Raw genomic sequence first — 16,729 nt, 5'->3', positions numbered from 1 at the left:
CACAGCCCGGTTACACCCGTTCTGTCACCGCGATTTCCGGCCGCACGGCCGCCCGTCCCCCGCGCTGCCCGTCCCTCTCGCCCCTCGGCGCTCCTACCGCTTGCCGCTCTTGCCTCGGGTCAGCGTCAGCAGGTCGCGCGCCGGGCCCGCCGGGCGGTGGCCCGCCGTCCACACCGCGCGCAGCGACCGGCCGAGGTCGAGACCGGCGACGGGGACGCGGACGAGGCGGCGGGCGGCCAGCTCCTCCACGACGGCGAGTTCGCTGAGCACCGCGGGCCCCGCGCCGCTGACGGTGGCGGCCTTCACGGCGGTGGTCGAGGCGAGTTCGAGCAGCGGTACGGCCGGGCCGCCGTGTCCCGCCAGGCCCGCGTCGAGCACTTGCCGGGTGCCGGAGCCCTCCTCGCGCAGGACGAGCGGGGTCGCGGCGAGTTCGGCCGCGGTCAGCGCCTTGCGGCGGCGGGCCCAGGGGTGGGCGGGCGCGACCACGACCAGCAGCAGGTCGTGCGCGATCACGACGGCGTCCAGGCCCGCGGGGACGTCCACGCCCTCGACGAAGCCGAGGTCGGCGGTGCCCGCGAGCACCTGCCGGGCGACGGCCGCGGAGTTGCCCGCGGCGAGCGAGACGGCCGTGTCCGGGTGGCTGCCGTGCAGGGCGATCAGCCAGCCGGGCAGCAGGTATTCGGCGACGGTCATGCTGGCCGCGACCCGGAGCCGGGAGTCGCGCCTGCCGCGCAGCGCCCGCGCGCCCGCGTCGAACGCCTCGGCGGCCTCCAGCACCTTGCGCGCCCACTCGCTGACCAGCGCCCCCTCGTCGGTGAGGCGCGAGCCGCCGGGCGAGCGGCGGACCAGCGCCACGCCGAGCTGCCGCTCCAGGCCGCGCAGCCGCCCGCTGGCCGCGGGCTGGCTGATGCCCAGCTCCCGCGCGGCCCGCCCGAGGCTGCCGAGCCGCGCGACGGCCAGCAGCAGCTCCATGGCGGCGAGGTCGGGGACCCGGCGGGCGAGCGGAGTGCCTGGTGGGGGCGGCGCGGTGGACGGCTGAGCCATAAGCCCACGTTATGCCCTCATAGCCTCGCGGGCTCTACCGGGGCGGCCCGCGGGAGGGGAGGGTCGGAGCATGGCCACTGTTCACGCCGCCCAGCCGTTCGCCCAGGTCCGTACCCGTGTCCCCGCGGTACGGCACGTCGGTCCCAACTGGTACGCCACCGTCATGGGGACGGCGATCGTGGCGAACGCCGGGGTGGCGCTGCCGGGCGCACACCGCTGGCTGCGGGACGTGTGCACCGGGGTGTGGGCGCTGTCCGCGGTCCTGCTCGTCGCGGTCCTCGCGGCCCGCTGCGCGCACTGGGCCTGGCACACCGACCAGGCGCGGCGCCATCTGCGCGACCCGGCCGTGGCGCCGTTCTACGGCTGTCTGCCGATGGCGCTGCTGGCCGTCGGCGCGGGCACGCTGCTGCTCGGGCCGCCGGTGCTCGGGGAGCGTACGGCGGTCACGGTCGACGCGGCGCTGTGGGCGGTCGGGACGGCGTCGTCGCTGGCGGTCGCGGCGGCCGTGCCGTATCTGATGGTGGCCAGACACCGGATCGGCCTCGATGACGCGTCGCCCGTGTGGCTGCTGCCGGTGGTGGCGCCGATGGTCGCGGCGGCCACCGGGCCCGCGCTGATCCCGCGTCTGCCCGCCGACGCCGTACAGGCCAGGGAGGCGCTGCTGCTGGGCTGTTACGCGATGTTCGGGCTGAGCCTGCTGGCGACGCTGACGATGCTGCCGCTGGTGTGGTCGCGCCTGGTGCGCCGCGGGCCGCTGCCGCTCGCCCTGACCCCGACGCTCTTCCTGGTGCTCGGTCCGCTCGGGCAGTCCACGACGGCGGTCGGCCAGGGCGCCGACGTGGCCTCCGGCGCCGTCCCCGCCCCGTACGCGACGGCGCTGCGCGGCTTCGCGGTGCTGTACGGCGTCCCGGTGATGGGCTTCGCGCTGCTGTGGCTCGCGGTGGCGGCGGCCCTGGTGGTACGGGCGGCCCGGCGCGGGATGCCGTTCGCGATGACCTGGTGGGCCTTCACCTTCCCGGTCGGCACCTGCGTGACCGGCGCGGCGAGCCTGGCCCGGCACACCGGTCTGCACGCGCTGGGCTGGCTGGCGGTCGGGCTGTACGCGGCGCTGGTCGTGGCCTGGCTGGCGGCGGGCGCGGGCACGCTGCGGGGGACGGTGAGCGGCCGGCTGCTGGCGGCGCCCACGGGGTGACCGGCTTGACCGGTCTCAGTACGTGCGCGCCGCCCTCAGCGCGGCCCCCACGACGGCGGGCGCTCGCACCAACGAGGGCCCGTACCAGGTGAGATGGCGACCGCTGACCAGGGCGGCGGGCAGGCCGGGGAAGGACTCGGGGCCGTCGTCGGCGGTGAAGCGGTACGGCTCGTCGGGGAGGACGACGAGGTCGGCGCCCACGGCCCGCAGCTCCTCGACCGGGACCGCCGGGTAGCGCTCGGCGTGTCCGGCGTAGGCGTTGCGCACGCCGAGCCTGGCCAGCAGGTCACCGGCGAAGGTGTCGCGGCCGAGCACCATCCACGGCCGCCGCCAGATCGGCACGACCGCCGTCGCCGTGACCGCGGGCGCCGCCGGAATCCCCCGCCAGGCCGCCTCCGCCTCGTCCAGCCACCGCGGGCGCGGCACCCCGCAGCCGTCGACCAGCATCCGGTGCAGCTCGCCGAACGCCTGGGGCAGCGTCCGTACGTCGGTGACCAGGACGCGCACTCCCGCGGCCCGCAGCGCGGCCAGGTCGGGGGCGCGGTTCTCCTCCTCGTTGGCGACCACGAGGTCGGGGGCGAGGGCGACGACGGCGGGCACGTCGGGGTTCTTGGTGCCGCCGATCCGCACCACGTCGAGGTCCGCCGGATGGGTGCACCAGTCGGTCGCGCCGACCAGCAGTTCCGGCGCGGTGGCGGCGACCGCCTCGGTCAGCGACGGCACCAGCGAGACCACCCGGCGTACGGCGTAACGGCCCTGATTCACCCGCCCACCGTACGACGGACTGTCCGACCCCCGTGCGATGCTGGCGCCGTGACTGACGACACGCCCGGCGGCAAACTGCTCCTGCTCGACACCGCGAGCCTGTACTTCCGCGCCTACTTCGGGGTGCCCGAATCGGTGAAGGCACCGGACGGCACACCGGTGAACGCGGTGCGCGGGCTGCTGGACTTCATCGCCAGGCTGGTCGCCGACCACTCCCCCACCGCGCTGGTCGCCTGCATGGACGCGGACTGGCGCCCGCAGTGGCGGGTGGACCTGATCCCGTCGTACAAAGCGCACCGCGTGGTCGAGGACACCGAGGGCGTCGAGGAGGTGCCCGACACGCTGTCCCCGCAGGTGCCGGTGATCGAGGCGGTGCTCGACGCGATCGGCGTCACCCGGGTCGGCGTCGCCGGTTACGAGGCGGACGACGTCATCGGCACCCTCGCCACCGCCTCCCGCACGCCGGTCGCGATCGTCACCGGGGACCGCGACCTGTTCCAGCTCGTGGACGACGCGCGGGGCGTGCGCGTGCTCTACCCCCGCAAGGGCGTCGGCGACTGCGACGTCATCGACGAGGCGGCCATCCAGGACCGGTACGGGGTGCGGGCCGGGCAGTACGCGGACTTCGCGGCGCTGCGCGGCGACCCGAGCGACGGGCTGCCCGGCGTGAAGGGCATCGGCGAGAAGACGGCGGCCCAACTCGTCACCGAGTACGGGGACCTGGCCGGTGTGCGGGCCGCCGCGACCGACCCGATGTCCAAGCTGACCCCGGCCAGGCGGCGCAACATCGTGGAGGCCGCCGCCTATCTCGACGTGGCGCCCAAGGTCGTGGCCGTCGCCGCCGACGTACCGCTGCCGGACTTCGATCCGACGCTGCCGGGCGAGGCCGCCGACCCCGAGGTGCTGGAGTCGCTCGCGGAGCGCTGGGGGCTCGGCGGCTCGCTGACCCGGCTGCTGGACACGCTCGCCGCCAAGGGCGCGCGCTGATCCTCCTCACGTGCGGCCTTGACGTGCTGCCCTTACGTGCTGGGGGCCTTCGCGTGCGGCCGTGCGGCAGCGGCGTCAGCCGTGCAGATGGACCGGGATTCGCTGCCAGCCGTAGGCGATGAAGGACGGCACCTGCTGCAACTCGTCCTGCGGGACGGCGAGTCGGAGGTCGGGGAAGCGCTCGAAGAGGGCCGGGAGGGCGGTGCGCGCCTCCATCCGGGCCAGCGGGGCGCCGATGCAGCGGTGCACACCGATGCCGAAGGCGAGATGGTCGTCGGCGGCCCGCGTCGCGTCGAACTCGGCGGCCGTGGGCCCGTAGTGCGCCGGGTCGTGGCCGGCGGCGGCGTACGTGGTGACGATGGCGTCGCCCGCCGGGATGGTGACCCCGTCCACCGTGATGTCGCTGACCGCGAAGCGCAGCGGCAGCGCCGCGATCGACGGGTGGACGCGCAGCACCTCGTCGATGACCGCGTCCCAGCCGATCTCCCCCGCCCGTACGGCGGCGAGTTGGCCGGGGTGTGTGAGCAGCGCGACCACCGCGTTGCCGATGAGGTTGACCGTGGTCTCGAACCCGGCGCCGATCACCAGCAGCAGGGTGTAGAGCAACTCCTCGTCGCTGAGCCGGTCGCCGTCCTCGGCGCGCATCCGGATCAGCTCGGTGGTCATGTCGTCGCCGGGGTGCTCGGTCCTGTGGCCGATCAGCGCGGGCAGCACGACACCGATCTGCTCCTGGACGAACCGTCCGTGCTCCGGGGTCGGGTCGGAGGTGTCCATGATGGCGGCGATCAGCGTGCCCGTCGCCTCCGTCAAGTGGTCGGGGACGCCGAAGAGTTCGCAGATCATCCGCATCGGCAGCGGGTGCGCGTACGCGGCGCGCAGGTCGACCGGCCGGCCGTCGGCCGCCGCCAACTCCGGTGCGCTCAGCAGCTCCTGAGTGATCGTCTCGACGCGGACGCGCATCGCCTCGGTGCGCCGGGCGGTGAAGCTGGGCGCGACGAGCTTGCGCAGCCGGGCGTGGTCGGAGCCGTACGTGGAGAGCATGTTGACCACGCCGACCCAGCCGAGGACCCAGCCCCAGGCGGGGTGGTCGCCGACCTCGGACCACAGCGCCCAGTGCTGCCGCGGGTCGCGGCTGACCCGCGGGTCGAGGATCAGCGACTTGAGCGTGTCGTAGCCGGTGGGCGCCCAGGCCGGGATGCCGCCCGGCAGTTCGACCGGCACCACCGGGCCCAGCGCCCGTAACTCGGCGTTCTCCAGGGGGATGTCGGTGCCGAACGGGTCGATGGCCACACGGGCGGCGGGCGCGGTCATGCGCGGTCTCCGGTCTGGTCGGGGGTGCGCGGGGTGAAGCGGACGGGCAGCGCCGTCAGCGAGCGGTGGAACGGGCCCGGCCGCCAGGTGAGGCGGTCGCGGTCGGTGGTGGGTTCCAGGTCGGGCAGCCACTGGGTGAGGCGTTCGATGGCCTCGGTGGCGATCAGCAGGGTGTGCTGCTTCACCGGGCAGGAGTGCTCGCCCGCCGACCAGGACAGGTGGGAGGCGTCGCCCGGGTGGTGGGCGCCGCCCGACTCCTGCTCGGCGAAGTGGCCCAGCGCGCCGTAGGAGATGACGACGGGCACGGCCGCCCGCACCCACACGCCGTGGAAGCTCAGCGGCTCGCGCGCGAAGTGGATGCCGTAGTTGGACAGCGGCGTCTCGTACCGCAGGACCTCGACGACGGCGTCCATGACCGGGCGGGAGCCGCTGGTCAGCGTGGTGTAGAAGTCGGGGTTGCCGAGGATGCGCGACAGCGCGTTGGAGACCAGATTCGCGGTCGGCTCGTGGCCCGCGCCGAGGGTGAGGAAGACCTGCCAGGTCACCTCTTCGGCCGTCAGGTCCTCCGGGTGGTCCAGCAGCCAGCTCGTCAGGTCGGGGCCGCGGGTCTCGCTCTTGGCGGCGATCAGTCCGAGCACGTACGCCCCGAACTCGGCCTCGCCCTCGGCCGCTTGGACGCCGCCCTCCATCATCTTGCCGAGCGCGACCTCCAGTCGGCCGCTCTCGCTGTCCGGCAGCCCGAAGAGGTTGTTGAAGATCAGCGACATCAGCGGGCGGGCGAAGTCGGCGACGAGGTCGGCGTGGCCGACGGGTCCGAAGCGGCCGATCAGGATGTCCACCGCGCGGTGCACCCGCTCGCGCAGATCGGCGGGTTCCACCAGGTCGACCGCGTCGGCGAAGGCGCGGCGGTAGCGGACGTGCGCGTCGCCGTCGGAGAACAGGGTGTTGGGCCGCCAGCGCATCATGCCGAGGATCGGCGCGTCCTCGGCGACCGTGGACTCCCACGGGCGCGGGTCGTGCGACCAGGTCTCCGCGTCACGCAGCAGGTCGAGCGCGGCGCGCCGGTCGGTGACGACGTACGCCGGTACGCCCGCCGCGAGTTCGGCCCAGCCGAGCGGGCCCTGCGCCTTGAGCGCCGCGTAGTAGCGGTGCGGGTCGGCGGCGAAGCCGTCCTCCCAGAGCCGGACCGGCGCCGACCGGGCGAAGGTGTCGGCGGGAGTGGCGGGCGCGGAGGAGGACGATGGGGAGGACGATGGGGAGGATGACGGCGCGGCGGGCGCGGGAGAGGGCGCTGCGGGAGGGTGATTCATCAGAGGGCTCCGGGCGTTGGGTCGGCGTCCTTGCGGTCGATCAGGTGCTGCACCAGCGCGAGCAGCGCGTCGACGGAGGAGTTGGTGTCGCGCGCGTCGCACGCCACCATCGGCGTGCCGGGCTCCAGGTCGAGCGCCTGCCGCAACTGGGCCTCGGTGTACGTCCGCGCGTCGGGAAAGGTGTTGAGCGCGACGGCGTACGGCAGGCCGGTCTCCTCCACCAGGCCGAGGACGTCGAAGGAGTCGTTGATCCTGCGGGTGTCGACCAGCACCAGCGCGCCCAGCGCCCCGTACGCGATGTCGGCCCACAGCGAGCGGAACCGTTCCTGCCCCGGGGTGCCGAACAGGTACAGGACGACGCCGCCCGCCATGCTGATCCGGCCGAAGTCGATGGCGACGGTGGTGGTGGTCTTGTCACGGACGCCGTCGAGGTCGTCGACGGCGGCGGACGCCTCGCTGAGGTGTTCCTCGGTGTGCAGCGGGCGGATCTCGGAGACCGAGTCGATCAGCGTGGTCTTGCCCACCCCGAACGGACCCGCCACCAGGATCTTCACCAACTCGCGGGCGCTGTCCGGCAGATGTACGTCGCCTCGGTGGGGGTCAGTGCTTGAGGGCGCGGAGGCCATCGGCCACTCTCTTCAGCAGGTCGGGTTCCGGCAGGTCGGCTACGGGTACGGGCGGACGGACGCTGACCAGCCCCCGGTCGGTCAGCTCCGCGGCGAGTACCCGGACGGCGGAGACGGGCAGCCCCAGCAGGGCCGCCGTCTCCACCACGGTGAGGGATCCGCCGTCCAGCAGTTCCAGCAACGCGTGCTGGGCGGCGGGGAGTTCGGCGGGAATCGCGCCGTCGGCGTCGGTGCTGGTCAGCACCGACAGCCGCTCCAGGCTGTCCCGGCTCGGCCGCGCCACCCCGCCGGTGGACAGATAGGCGGGGACCAGCGGGCGGCCGGTCCGGCGGCCGGTCATTCCGCGGTGCCGCCATCGCCCGCGCGGGGCGCGGCGGTCATGGCCTTCTCGCCGAGCCTGGCCACCTGCGAGTGGACCCGGTGGGCGAGCAGGTCGAGACGGACCTCGGGACCGCCGAACGCGGCCACGCACGTGCCGTGTTCGGTGGGCGCGACCAGGATGTAGCCGTGGTCGGACTCGATCACCACCTGCCGGATTCGCGCGTCGGTCCGGTCCGCGAAGGCGGCGGCGGCCGTACGGCAGGCGCCCTGGACGGTGCTGGTGATCGCTGCGGTGCGCTCGGCGGTGGCCTGGGACAGCGCCTCCGAGTACCCGGAGACGAGACCGTCCCTGGTGAGCAGGACGGCTGCGGTGACATGCGGGATCTCCAGGATCGGATCCAGCACCCACGCGGTGTCGCCGGTGTCGCGGCTGGTCATCGCGGGTCGTTCCCTTCGGTGTCGACGGCGTTTCTGGCCGCGGCGGTTCCGGCCTGGAGGGCGCCGAGGGCCGCGGCGGCCTCCTCCGGTGTGCGGGCGGGTGCCGCGGGCGCGGCGGCGGTCCCGTTCGCCGCCGCCCTCCCGTGGGCGGCGCGGGCCTTGCGTCGCCGTTGCGGCAGCACCTCCGCGGCGGTGTCGTCGGCGCCCGTACCGCTGTCGGCCCCGGGTCCGGTTTTACGTCCGGGTCCCGTTTCGGGTCCGGCGTCCGTCTCGGCCGCCCGCTGGTGCCCGGCCGCCGTCTCGCGTACGGCCGCGGAGGCGGATACGGCTCCGGGCTCGGTGTCCGCCGGGGACCCGGCGCGGGCGTGGGCCGGGTCGGGCGCGCCGTCGTCCGCGACGGCCGGGCGGGTGGAGCGCGGCGTGCTGGCGGCGGGCGGCTGCTCGACCGGGTCGATATGGCTGAGCAGGTGCTTCCTGACCAGCAGGACGGCCCGGACGCCGCCGTAGGGCGACGGCGAGGAGAGGTCGACGGACAGGTCGAAGCGCCGGGTGAGCTGGCCGATCGCGGCCAGGCCCATGCGCGGCGGGTCGCCGAGGTCGGAGAGCAGGATCGGGTCGGTGCCCGCGACCATCTTCTGCGCGTACGCCCGCTCGTCGGCGGCCATGCCGACGCCGGAGTCGTCCACGGTGACGGAGACACCGTGGTGGACGGTTTCGAGGTTGACCACCACGGCGGTGTCGGGCGCGGAGTGCCGCAGCGCGTTGTCCAAGAGCTCGGCCACGATGATGGCGACGGGCTCGACGGCGTGCGAGACCAGCGCCGTACCGGGTTCGAGGTGGTTGTTGACCCGGACGCGGTGGTAGCCGACGAGCCGGGACTGGCCGCCGGTCACCGCCTCGACCAGGTGCGACTCCTCGCGGGCCAGGCCGACCCAGGCCCCGCACACCACGGCCGTCACCTGGGCGCGGCGCAGCGACTGCTCGTTCTCGTGGTCGAGGGCGAACAGCGTCTGGGCCAACTCGGGCTCGTCGTAACGCTGTTGGAGTCCGCGCAGGACGTCCTGGAGGCGGTAGAGCCCGGCCTGGATGTCGCGGGTGGCGCCGCGCATGCCCGCGCGGGCGGCTGCGTCGACCCGCTTGCGCTCCCGGGCGGTCGCGGCGAGGACGGCGGTGAGGACGTCCCCCAGGGCGGCTTCGATGTCGGCGGGCGGGGGTCCGGCGGCCGGGCGTTCAGCGGCTGGGGGTCCGGGGTGCGGCGGGTCGGGGTGCGGGGGGTCGGGGTGCGGCGGTCGGCCGTCCGGGGACTCGGCGTCCGCCGTGGCCCGGCCGCCGAGGGTTCCGGGGTGCAGCGGTCCCGGCACCCGGACGTGCGGGTGGGCGGCGCGGGTGGCTTCGGCGGGGATGCGCGCGGCGGCCAGGTGGGCGATCTCGGCGGCGACGGCCGTGGTGACCCGTTCGGTCTCCTGCCGCGCCTCGTCGAGCCGGGACCGCAGCCCGGCGATCTCCGCACGGTGCCGGGTCCTGTGCCGTAAGGAGCGCAGCAGGCCGCCGCCGAGCACTAAGGCGGACACGGTCCCGGCGGCCAGGCCGGCGACGGCCAGGTCCGGTATCTCGATCATCGAATCGGCCTCGGAGGATCAGGGAACGGCGGGACGGCGGGCCGCCCGGGGGCGGGCCGTGCCCAGTACACACTGGAACCGATCGGTCGCGCGCTGTTTTGCGCGAAGATCCTTTTCGATATGGCACGAGGGCGACCGGTTCTGCCCGAAGTGTCGACACAACGGACATTCATGCACCGGGGCACCCCTGTCCCACCTGCGGCGTGGCCGAAACACCCCGCTATACATGCCGTACATAGCGGGTGTGTAAGGTGAGTCTCCGTCCGCTCAGCAGACACAGAGCGGACATACAGACTTCGCACGGATGTCGCCCGGCGAGCCCGCGCGGCGGGCCGGGCGGAGCCCCGTGCCGAGCAGCCGTACGCAGCCGCGCGGTGCCGTTCCGAGCCACCGCGCGGCGCGCCCACGCACAGACCCGGAGGACCCGCCATGCCAGGAACGCCCTCAGCCATACGACGCCGGTGCGCCGGAGCCGCGGTGGCGGCGGTGGCGCTGGCGACGGCGCTGAGCGGGTGCACCACGTATGACACCCAGTCCCCACGCAGCGCGCGGAACGCGGCGGCGAAGAAGGCCGGGGCCGACGCGGCGCTGCCCGCCGGAGCCGTCGACTGCCGCAAGGCCAAGTGCATCGCGCTGACCTTCGACGCGGGCCCCAGTGAGCACACCCCCGCGCTGTTGAAGGTCCTCGACGAGAAGAAGGTGCGGGTCACCTTCTTCCTGCTGGGCCACAACCACGTGGACAAGTACCCGGACCTGGTCGCGCAGATGGGGCGGAACGGGAATGTGCTGGGCAACCACACCTGGACCCACCGCAGGCTGACCGACCTCAAACCGGCCGAGATCCGCACCGAGTTGGACCGGCTCAACACGGCGGTCGAGAAGCTGACCGGCAAGCGGCCGACGCTGATGCGCCCGCCGCAGGGCCGTACCAACAAGGAAGTCGCCAAGATCTCCAAGGAGTTGGGCCTGTCGCTGGTGCTGTGGAACGACACGGCGAGCGACTACGCGACCACCGACTCCGCGCTGATCCACAAGCGCATCCTCAAGGACGCGCACCAGGACGGGATCATCCTGCTGCACGACCTCTACAAGGGGACGGTGCCCGCGGTGCCCGGGATCATCGACTCGCTGCGCGCCGAGGGCTACACCTTGGTGACCGTGCCGGAGCTGATGGCCCCCGCGAAGCCGGAGCCGGGGAAGATCTACAAGCCCTGAGGCCCCTCCCGCGCACCGGGCCCCGTGTGCCCCTCCCGCGCATCGAGCCCGCGCGTCGAGCCCCGCTTTCGGCCGCCGTCCCGCTCGGGTCGCCGGCCCGGTGGCCCCGAGTAAACTGATCTTGGGACGACTCCTCAGAGAACCTGAGACCTGCGAGGTGAGACGCCGATGACCGTCGGATCACTGCGCCCCAGTCCGCTCGTCGAGCAGGCCGCGCAGCGCCTGCGGGACCAGATCGCCGAGGGGCGCTGGCCGGTGGGCGCCAGGCTGCCGGGCGAGACGGCGCTCGCCGCGTCGCTCGGTGTCGGCCGGTCCACGGTCCGCGAGGCGGTACGCGCCCTGGCCGGTGCCGGGCAGCTGCGGACCCGGCAGGGCGCCGGGGTGTTCGTCATCGCCACCGAACCGGTCGAGGAGTGGTCGGCCAAGCTCGGCAGGGCGGCGGCGACGGACGTCCACGAGGTGCGCGCGCTGCTGGAGACGCGGGCCGTACGGCTGGCGGCGCGGCGCCGTACCGGCGAGGACGCGGCGGCGCTCGACGCAGCACTGACCTCGGCGCTCACGGCCACCGCACGCGCCGCCCGGCCGGAGGCCGCCGCCGATCCGGCGGCCCGCGTGGACGCCGACCTCGCGCTGCACGCGGCGCTGGTGGCCGCGGCCGGCAATCCCGTACTCACCGATCTGTTCGCCGAGTTCGCGCCCGCGCTGCGCGAGGCCCTGTTGGCCCTGGGGACCGCGGGTCCTGACGGTCACGAAGCGCTGGTCGCGGCGGTGCTCGACGGCGACGCGGACGCGGCCGAGCGCCTGGTCGCTGCCGAACTCGACGTCTTCGCCCGCCTGTTGCGCGAGGCGCGGGCCAGGAGCGCGACGTGAACGCGCTCATCCCCCGGCCGCGCTCGCGGCCCGCGCCCGGCGCCGTCCACGTGCCCGGCTGGCTCTCCCCCGAGGAACAGGCCGAGTTGGTGGCGGCGTGCCGCGCGTGGGCGCGCGGCCCGGTGCCGATGCGGCGCACCCGGCTGCCGCGCGGCGGCGTCATGTCGGTGCACACGATGTGTCTGGGCTGGCACTGGAGCCCGTACGCGTACTCGCGGATCGCGCACGACGTGAACGGCGCCCGGGTCGCCGCGTTCCCCGAGCGCCTGGGCGGGTTGGGCCGCCGCGCGGTGGCGGACGCGTACGAGGACGGGGCCGCGGGGGCGGCGTACGCGCCGGACACGGTGCTGGTGAACTTCTACGGCGAGGGCGCCACGATGGGCATGCATCAGGACAAGGACGAGAAGTCCGGTGCCCCGGTGGTGTCGTTGAGCATCGGCGACACCTGCGTCTTCCGCTTCGGCAACACCGAGACGCGCGGAAAGCCGTACACCGACGTGGAGTTGGCCTCCGGTGACCTCTTCGTCTTCGGCGGGCCGTCCCGCTACGCCTTCCACGGGGTGCCCAAAGTCCTTCCGCACACCGGCGATCCGGCCGTCGGGCTGAGCGGCGGACGCCTCAATCTGACGCTGCGCGTCACCGGCCTCACCGACTGAGGCCCCTCGCACGGCGGCGCCCCCGCCGCCGGTGGGAACCGGCGACGGGGGCGCGCTGCTGCGAAGGAGTCCCGATCAGTCCTTCAGCAAGGTGAAGTTGCTGGTGACGGTCGCTCCCTTCGTGATCTTCACGGTGGCCACGGTCGGCTGCCAGCCGTCCTTGGCCACGATGAGCTGGAGCGGGTTGTTGCGGACGTCCAGCCACAGGGCGTACGTGCCGTCGGGGGCGGTCTTCAGCGTGTAGTGCGTCGCCCAGGTGTTGATCTGGACGGTGGCCCCGGCCAGCGGCGATCCGCCGCCGCTGACGGTGCCGGTGATCTTGCCCCAGGTGGCGGGCGGCTTGACGGTCAGCGACACGGGGATCGGGGCGATGCTGTACGGCGTGTCACTGGCCAGGCCGATCGAGGCCGAGTACGTCCCCGGCTGGGTGATCTCGGGGACGGAGGCGTCCAGGGTGACGGTCAGCGTGGTGCTGGCGCCGGGTGCGACGGTGACGGACGTGGCGCTCTCCGACAGCCAGGTGACGTCGGTGACGTCGGGCTGGTCGTAGCCGGGGAGCACTTCCGCGTTCTTGGCCGGGGTCTGGCCCGCCAGGCCGCCGACCGAGTAGAAGCCGGCGCCGCCGCTGCCGCGGTAGAGCGAGGCGTTGGCGTTGGGCAGCGCCGTCCAGGTGTTGTCGGTGGGCTGGTAGGCCCACGTCTGGTTGGTCAGCGCGGCGCCCGCGTTGATGGCACCGCCCTTGACCAGCAGCACGCCGTTGGCCGAGGTGTACGTGGCGCCCCACGCGTCGGTCGGCTGGTCCGCGATCGGCGACCAGGAGTCGGCGGCGGGGTCGTAGACGTACGCGTGAGTGGTGCTGCCCGCGTCCGTGGTGCCACCGGAGCAGTAGAGCTTGCCGGTGACCGCGCCGCAGGACTCCCAGGCGATGGGCTCCGGGTAGGCGGCGGCGCTGGCCCACGTGTTGGTGGCCGGGTCGTAGGAGGTGACGTCGGCGGTGCCGCACGCGGTGGCGGTGCAGCCGCCGACCGAGTACAGCTTGCCGTTGAGCACCGCGCTGCCCGCGCCCGCGTACGGCTTGGGCGAATTGGCTCCGGTGCTCCAGGTGTTGGAGGCGATGTCGTAGATTTCCAGCTTGGCGTCCGGGTTGCCGCTGGCGCCCCAGCCGCCGGCCGCGTAGAACTTGTCGCCGATCACGCCGTGGACCGGGGCCTCACGGGTGTCGGCGGCGGAGGCGAGCTTGGTCCAGGCGCCGCTGTCCGCGCTGTACGCGTACAGGTCGCTGGTGTCGGCCACGCCGGTGAAGCCGAACGCCGAGTAGACGGTCCCGTTGTGCACGGCCACCGCGTTGTCACCGGTGGGTACGGGCAGGTCGGGGATGGTCTGCCAGGCGTCGCCCGCCGCGCCCTGCGCGTTGGCGGCGGCGTCGGTGGTGGCCTTGCCGCCGGGCGACAGCGCGCCCTTCTTGGCGCTCGCGCCGTGCGTGGTGAGCGACAGCGGCGAGTAGTGGCCCTTGACGAGGTTGAGCGGGGCGCCGCCGGCCTTCTGGAGGACGACTCCGCCCGGCGTCTCGCCGAGGGTGACGGTGGCCGGGGCGTTACCGGTGTTCTTCACCGTCACGACCTGGCTCGCGCTCTTGCCCCAGGCGACGGTCTTGCTGATGCTCGCCGGGGTGACCTTGATCTGGCCCGCCTTGAGGGCGAGGTTGTGCGAACCGACGCCGTCCCTGGGGACGTTCACGGTCGCGGTCGCCGAGGTGTACTTCGACGCGGTGGCCGTGATCGGGTGCTTGCCGGTGAGGTGCGAGAACATCCAGAAGAAGCCGTCGCCCAGGTTCGGGTCGTCGGGCGTGGCGTTGGTGGTGGTGTGGTCGTCGGGCGCGTCGGTGCTGGTGACGGTGGCGCCGTTGACGCCCGCCTTGGTGTTGCTGTCGGTCACGTTGCCGACGATCAGGCCGCCGCTGACCGGGTCGTAGGTCCGCTTGCCGACGAAAACGTTGTCGAGCTGCCACCAGTAGGCCCAGTTGCCCTTGTAGTGGAAGCGCAGCCGTACGTCGCTCTTGCCCGCGTAGTCGGCCAGCGGGAGTTCGACGTGCGTGGGACCGGCCACCGAGGTGGTCGTCTTGTGCCAGACGGTGGTCCAGGTGGCGCCGGCGTCGGTCGAGACGTCCACGTCGGCGGTGGAGTTGCTGAACGCCTTGTAGTCGGTGTCGAAGCCGAGCACCGGGGCGGCGACGTCGGTGAGGTCGTAGGACGGGGACAGCAGCGAGCTGTCCTGGCTGAGACCCTGGCCGATGTTGTCGCTGTCGATGTTGGCGAAACCGCCGCTGCCGCCGGTCCTGTTGCCGCGGGCGCCCGGGTCGTTGAAGACCCAACCGCCGTTGGTGCTGTCCGCGTTGGTGACCGACCAGCCCGCCGGGGGTCCGGTGGTGGAGGTGAACGCCTCGCTGCTGCCGGTCAGGTGCACCGCGTAGCCGGGCGCCTGGTCGGACGACGGGTCGACGGGCACGGGGACGTTGAGCGTCTGGTCGGCGGTGCCGATCTGGAGGCTCTTGTCGACCGTCTTGTAGCCGGGGTAGTTGGCGCTGACGTGCAGGGTGTACGCGCTGCCCTGAGGGAGCGTCAGCGAGTAGTCACCGGTGACGGGGTCGGTGTAGACCGGCGCGCCGGGGACACCGTCGACGGTGATCTTCGCGTACAGCGGCCAGCCGTGGCCCGAGCCGTCGGTGACCTTGCCCGCGACGGTCTGCTTGGCCACCGCGTCCAGGGCGAAGGAGGTGGTGACGGTGGCGCCGTCGGCCAGTTCGACGGCGGACGCGGTCTTGCTCGCGTAGCCGTAGGCGGCGGCGGTCAGGTCGTAACTGCCCGGCGGGACGTCCAGCTTGTAGCCGCCGGTCGCGTCGGAGGTGGCGCTGTAGTCGCCCGCGGTCACCTTGGCGCCCGCGATGGCCGCCCCGGTGGCGTGGTCGGTGACCTTGCCGGTGAGCACGCCGTGCGGGCCGCTGCGGAAGGCCGCCAGGCCGTTCGGGGTGCCGAGGCCGGTCGGGCCGTCGTAGCCGGGGCCCGCGGTGCACTGCTGGGTGGGCGAGCAGGTGCCGTTGTTGCCCGCGGTGACGTCGTTGAGGGCGCCGGCCTGCGCGTACGGGTAGGAGTTCGGGTACGTGCCCGCGGCCGGGGTGCCGGCCGACGCGTACACGCCCGCGATCAGCGGGGAGGAGGCGCTGGTGCCGCCGTAGACCGCCCAGCCGTTGCCGCCGTAGCCCTGGTAGACGGAGACGCCGGTGACCGGGTCGGCGACCGCGGAGACGTCGGCGACGGACCGCTTGTCACAGAAGCCGTTGGTCTGGAAGGCCGGCTTGGGCTCGTAGAGCGAGCATCCCGAACCGGGGCCGCCGTAGGTGTTGTTCCACACGGACTCGGTCCAACCGCGGCTGGTGCCGGTGTCCTTGGCGAGCGCGGTGCCGCCGACGGAGGTCACGTACTGCGAGGCCGCCGGGTAGCTGACGCCGAAGCCGTCGTCGCCGGAGGAGGCGACCACCGCGACACCCGGGTGGTTGTAGTACGGGTCCATGTCCGTGGTCTCGGACGGGTCCTCGCCGCTGCCCGGCGTGCTGCTGTAGCCGGTCCCGTAGGAGTTGGAGACGTACTTCGCGCCGAGCGCGACCGCCTCGTCCACCGCGGCGCCCAGGTCCGCGAAGTTCGCCGAGTCGGCCTCGACGAGCAGGATGTGGGCGTTGGGGGCGGCTGCCGAGACCATGTCGACGTCGAGCGAGATCTCGCCCGCCCAGTCGGGGTCGGGTGACGGGTAGTCGGTGCCGCCGCGCTGGCTGACCTTCTTGAAGCAGCCGTTGGCGGTGGTGCACTCGGGCAGGCCGTACTGCGCCCGGTAGATCGCCAGGTCCGCCTCGGCGGTGGGGTCGTCGTAGGCGTCGACGATGGCGATGGTCTGGCCCGCGCCGCCGTCGGCGGGCAGGTTGTACGCGTCCTGGAGGTCAGTGGCACCGAAGCCGGCCGGGGTGGCGGCGAGCGGCTGGATGCCCTTGTGCGCGGCCACGTCGGTGCGGCGCAGCGCGAAGCAGCGGAATTGACCCGGCTGGGCGTCGCCGCACTGCCGTACGACGTCGGGCCGGGAGGAGGGTGCGGCGGACGCCGTTGCCGCGGCGGGCAGTTGAAGGCCGAGCAGGGCGATGGTGGCCGACGCGAGGGCGGCTACCGCGGTAGCGGCGCGCCGACCTCCGCTCCGTCTGGGAAATATGCGCAAGGCGGGACTCCGTGATGCCGGAGGGGACCGTGCCATGACGAGGTCGTGGCCGGTTGCGGTCCGATCGAACCGCTGGCGTATACCTGTGCCTCACACGCACCACTGGAACCCGAAGTGA

14 protein-coding genes are annotated in these 16,729 nt (G+C 73.6%); 5 read left to right on the top strand and 9 right to left on the bottom strand.

What is annotated here, in order from left to right:
• Positions 1 to 93 precede the first annotated feature (93 nt).
• On the bottom strand, positions 94 to 1,044 hold the full coding sequence (locus ACIQCJ_RS23230) for a LysR family transcriptional regulator (RefSeq protein WP_401721233.1): 951 nt from the start codon (positions 1,042 to 1,044) through the stop codon (positions 94 to 96).
• Positions 1,045 to 1,114: 70 nt separating this feature from the next.
• On the opposite strand from ACIQCJ_RS23230, the gene ACIQCJ_RS23225 reads away from it, so the two are divergent.
• On the top strand, positions 1,115 to 2,236 hold the full coding sequence (locus tag ACIQCJ_RS23225) for a TDT family transporter (RefSeq protein WP_402712389.1): 1,122 nt from the start codon (positions 1,115 to 1,117) through the stop codon (positions 2,234 to 2,236).
• A 15-nt stretch (positions 2,237 to 2,251) separates the two neighbouring features.
• Here ACIQCJ_RS23225 and ACIQCJ_RS23220 read toward each other — a convergent pair whose 3' ends face one another.
• A complete protein-coding gene (locus ACIQCJ_RS23220) occupies positions 2,252 to 3,001 on the bottom strand; it encodes a helical backbone metal receptor (RefSeq protein ID WP_401306835.1) in 750 nt (249 codons plus the stop codon).
• 48 nt (positions 3,002 to 3,049) lie between these two features.
• Between ACIQCJ_RS23220 and ACIQCJ_RS23215 the strand changes: the two genes are divergently transcribed.
• Entirely contained in the window at positions 3,050 to 3,988 is a 939-nt protein-coding gene (locus ACIQCJ_RS23215) for a 5'-3' exonuclease (protein ID WP_355332893.1), read from the top strand.
• A gap of 75 nt (positions 3,989 to 4,063) precedes the next feature.
• Here the strand turns inward: ACIQCJ_RS23215 and ACIQCJ_RS23210 are convergent, their stop codons facing one another.
• From ACIQCJ_RS23210 to ACIQCJ_RS23185, 6 genes are read right to left on the bottom strand one after another with little or no spacing between them, the layout of a single operon-like run.
• Positions 4,064 to 5,299, bottom strand: coding sequence for a cytochrome P450 (locus tag ACIQCJ_RS23210; RefSeq protein ID WP_402712388.1), 1,236 nt, complete (start codon positions 5,297 to 5,299; stop codon positions 4,064 to 4,066).
• Positions 5,296 to 6,609, bottom strand: a complete 1,314-nt coding sequence (locus ACIQCJ_RS23205) for a cytochrome P450 (protein ID WP_402712387.1) — start codon at positions 6,607 to 6,609, stop codon at positions 5,296 to 5,298. Before ACIQCJ_RS23205 ends, ACIQCJ_RS23210 begins: the two co-directional genes overlap by 4 nt.
• On the bottom strand, positions 6,609 to 7,235 hold the full coding sequence (locus tag ACIQCJ_RS23200) for an ATP/GTP-binding protein (RefSeq protein WP_355332899.1): 627 nt from the start codon (positions 7,233 to 7,235) through the stop codon (positions 6,609 to 6,611). Before ACIQCJ_RS23200 ends, ACIQCJ_RS23205 begins: the two co-directional genes overlap by 1 nt.
• Positions 7,210 to 7,575 carry a DUF742 domain-containing protein gene (locus ACIQCJ_RS23195; protein ID WP_355332902.1) on the bottom strand — a complete coding sequence of 122 codons (366 nt, stop codon included), beginning with the start codon at positions 7,573 to 7,575 and terminating at the stop codon, positions 7,210 to 7,212. The genes ACIQCJ_RS23200 and ACIQCJ_RS23195 overlap by 26 nt, the downstream gene beginning before the upstream one ends.
• Positions 7,572 to 7,994 (bottom strand): roadblock/LC7 domain-containing protein, encoded by a 423-nt coding sequence (locus ACIQCJ_RS23190; protein WP_355332904.1) that lies wholly within the window; start codon positions 7,992 to 7,994, stop codon positions 7,572 to 7,574. The genes ACIQCJ_RS23195 and ACIQCJ_RS23190 overlap by 4 nt, the downstream gene beginning before the upstream one ends.
• On the bottom strand, positions 7,991 to 9,613 hold the full coding sequence (locus ACIQCJ_RS23185; RefSeq protein WP_402712386.1) for an ATP-binding protein: 1,623 nt from the start codon (positions 9,611 to 9,613) through the stop codon (positions 7,991 to 7,993). Before ACIQCJ_RS23185 ends, ACIQCJ_RS23190 begins: the two co-directional genes overlap by 4 nt.
• A gap of 429 nt (positions 9,614 to 10,042) precedes the next feature.
• Between ACIQCJ_RS23185 and ACIQCJ_RS23180 the strand changes: the two genes are divergently transcribed.
• The 3 genes from ACIQCJ_RS23180 to ACIQCJ_RS23170 all read left to right on the top strand — a co-directional run bounded on the left by ACIQCJ_RS23180 (position 10,043) and on the right by ACIQCJ_RS23170 (position 12,354).
• Positions 10,043 to 10,828 carry a polysaccharide deacetylase family protein gene (locus ACIQCJ_RS23180; RefSeq protein WP_402712385.1) on the top strand — a complete coding sequence of 262 codons (786 nt, stop codon included), beginning with the start codon at positions 10,043 to 10,045 and terminating at the stop codon, positions 10,826 to 10,828.
• 168 nt (positions 10,829 to 10,996) lie between these two features.
• On the top strand, positions 10,997 to 11,698 hold the full coding sequence (locus tag ACIQCJ_RS23175) for a FadR/GntR family transcriptional regulator (RefSeq protein WP_402712384.1): 702 nt from the start codon (positions 10,997 to 10,999) through the stop codon (positions 11,696 to 11,698).
• The gene (locus ACIQCJ_RS23170; RefSeq protein WP_402712383.1) at positions 11,695 to 12,354 is read left to right on the top strand and encodes an alpha-ketoglutarate-dependent dioxygenase AlkB family protein; all 660 of its coding nucleotides are present in this window, start codon (positions 11,695 to 11,697) and stop codon (positions 12,352 to 12,354) included. Before ACIQCJ_RS23175 ends, ACIQCJ_RS23170 begins: the two co-directional genes overlap by 4 nt.
• Positions 12,355 to 12,429: 75 nt before the next feature.
• On the opposite strand, the gene ACIQCJ_RS23165 is transcribed toward ACIQCJ_RS23170, so the two are convergent.
• A complete protein-coding gene (locus tag ACIQCJ_RS23165; protein WP_391046300.1) occupies positions 12,430 to 16,611 on the bottom strand; it encodes a carboxypeptidase regulatory-like domain-containing protein in 4,182 nt (1,393 codons plus the stop codon).
• Positions 16,612 to 16,729: the final 118 nt, after the last annotated feature.

Source organism: Streptomyces sp. NPDC093221 (assembly GCF_044753885.1).
Taxonomy (GTDB): Bacteria; Actinomycetota; Actinomycetes; order Streptomycetales; family Streptomycetaceae; genus Actinacidiphila.
The sequence above is the reverse complement of the archived record's forward strand: the minus strand, read 5'-3'. Positions and strand labels throughout refer to the sequence as shown.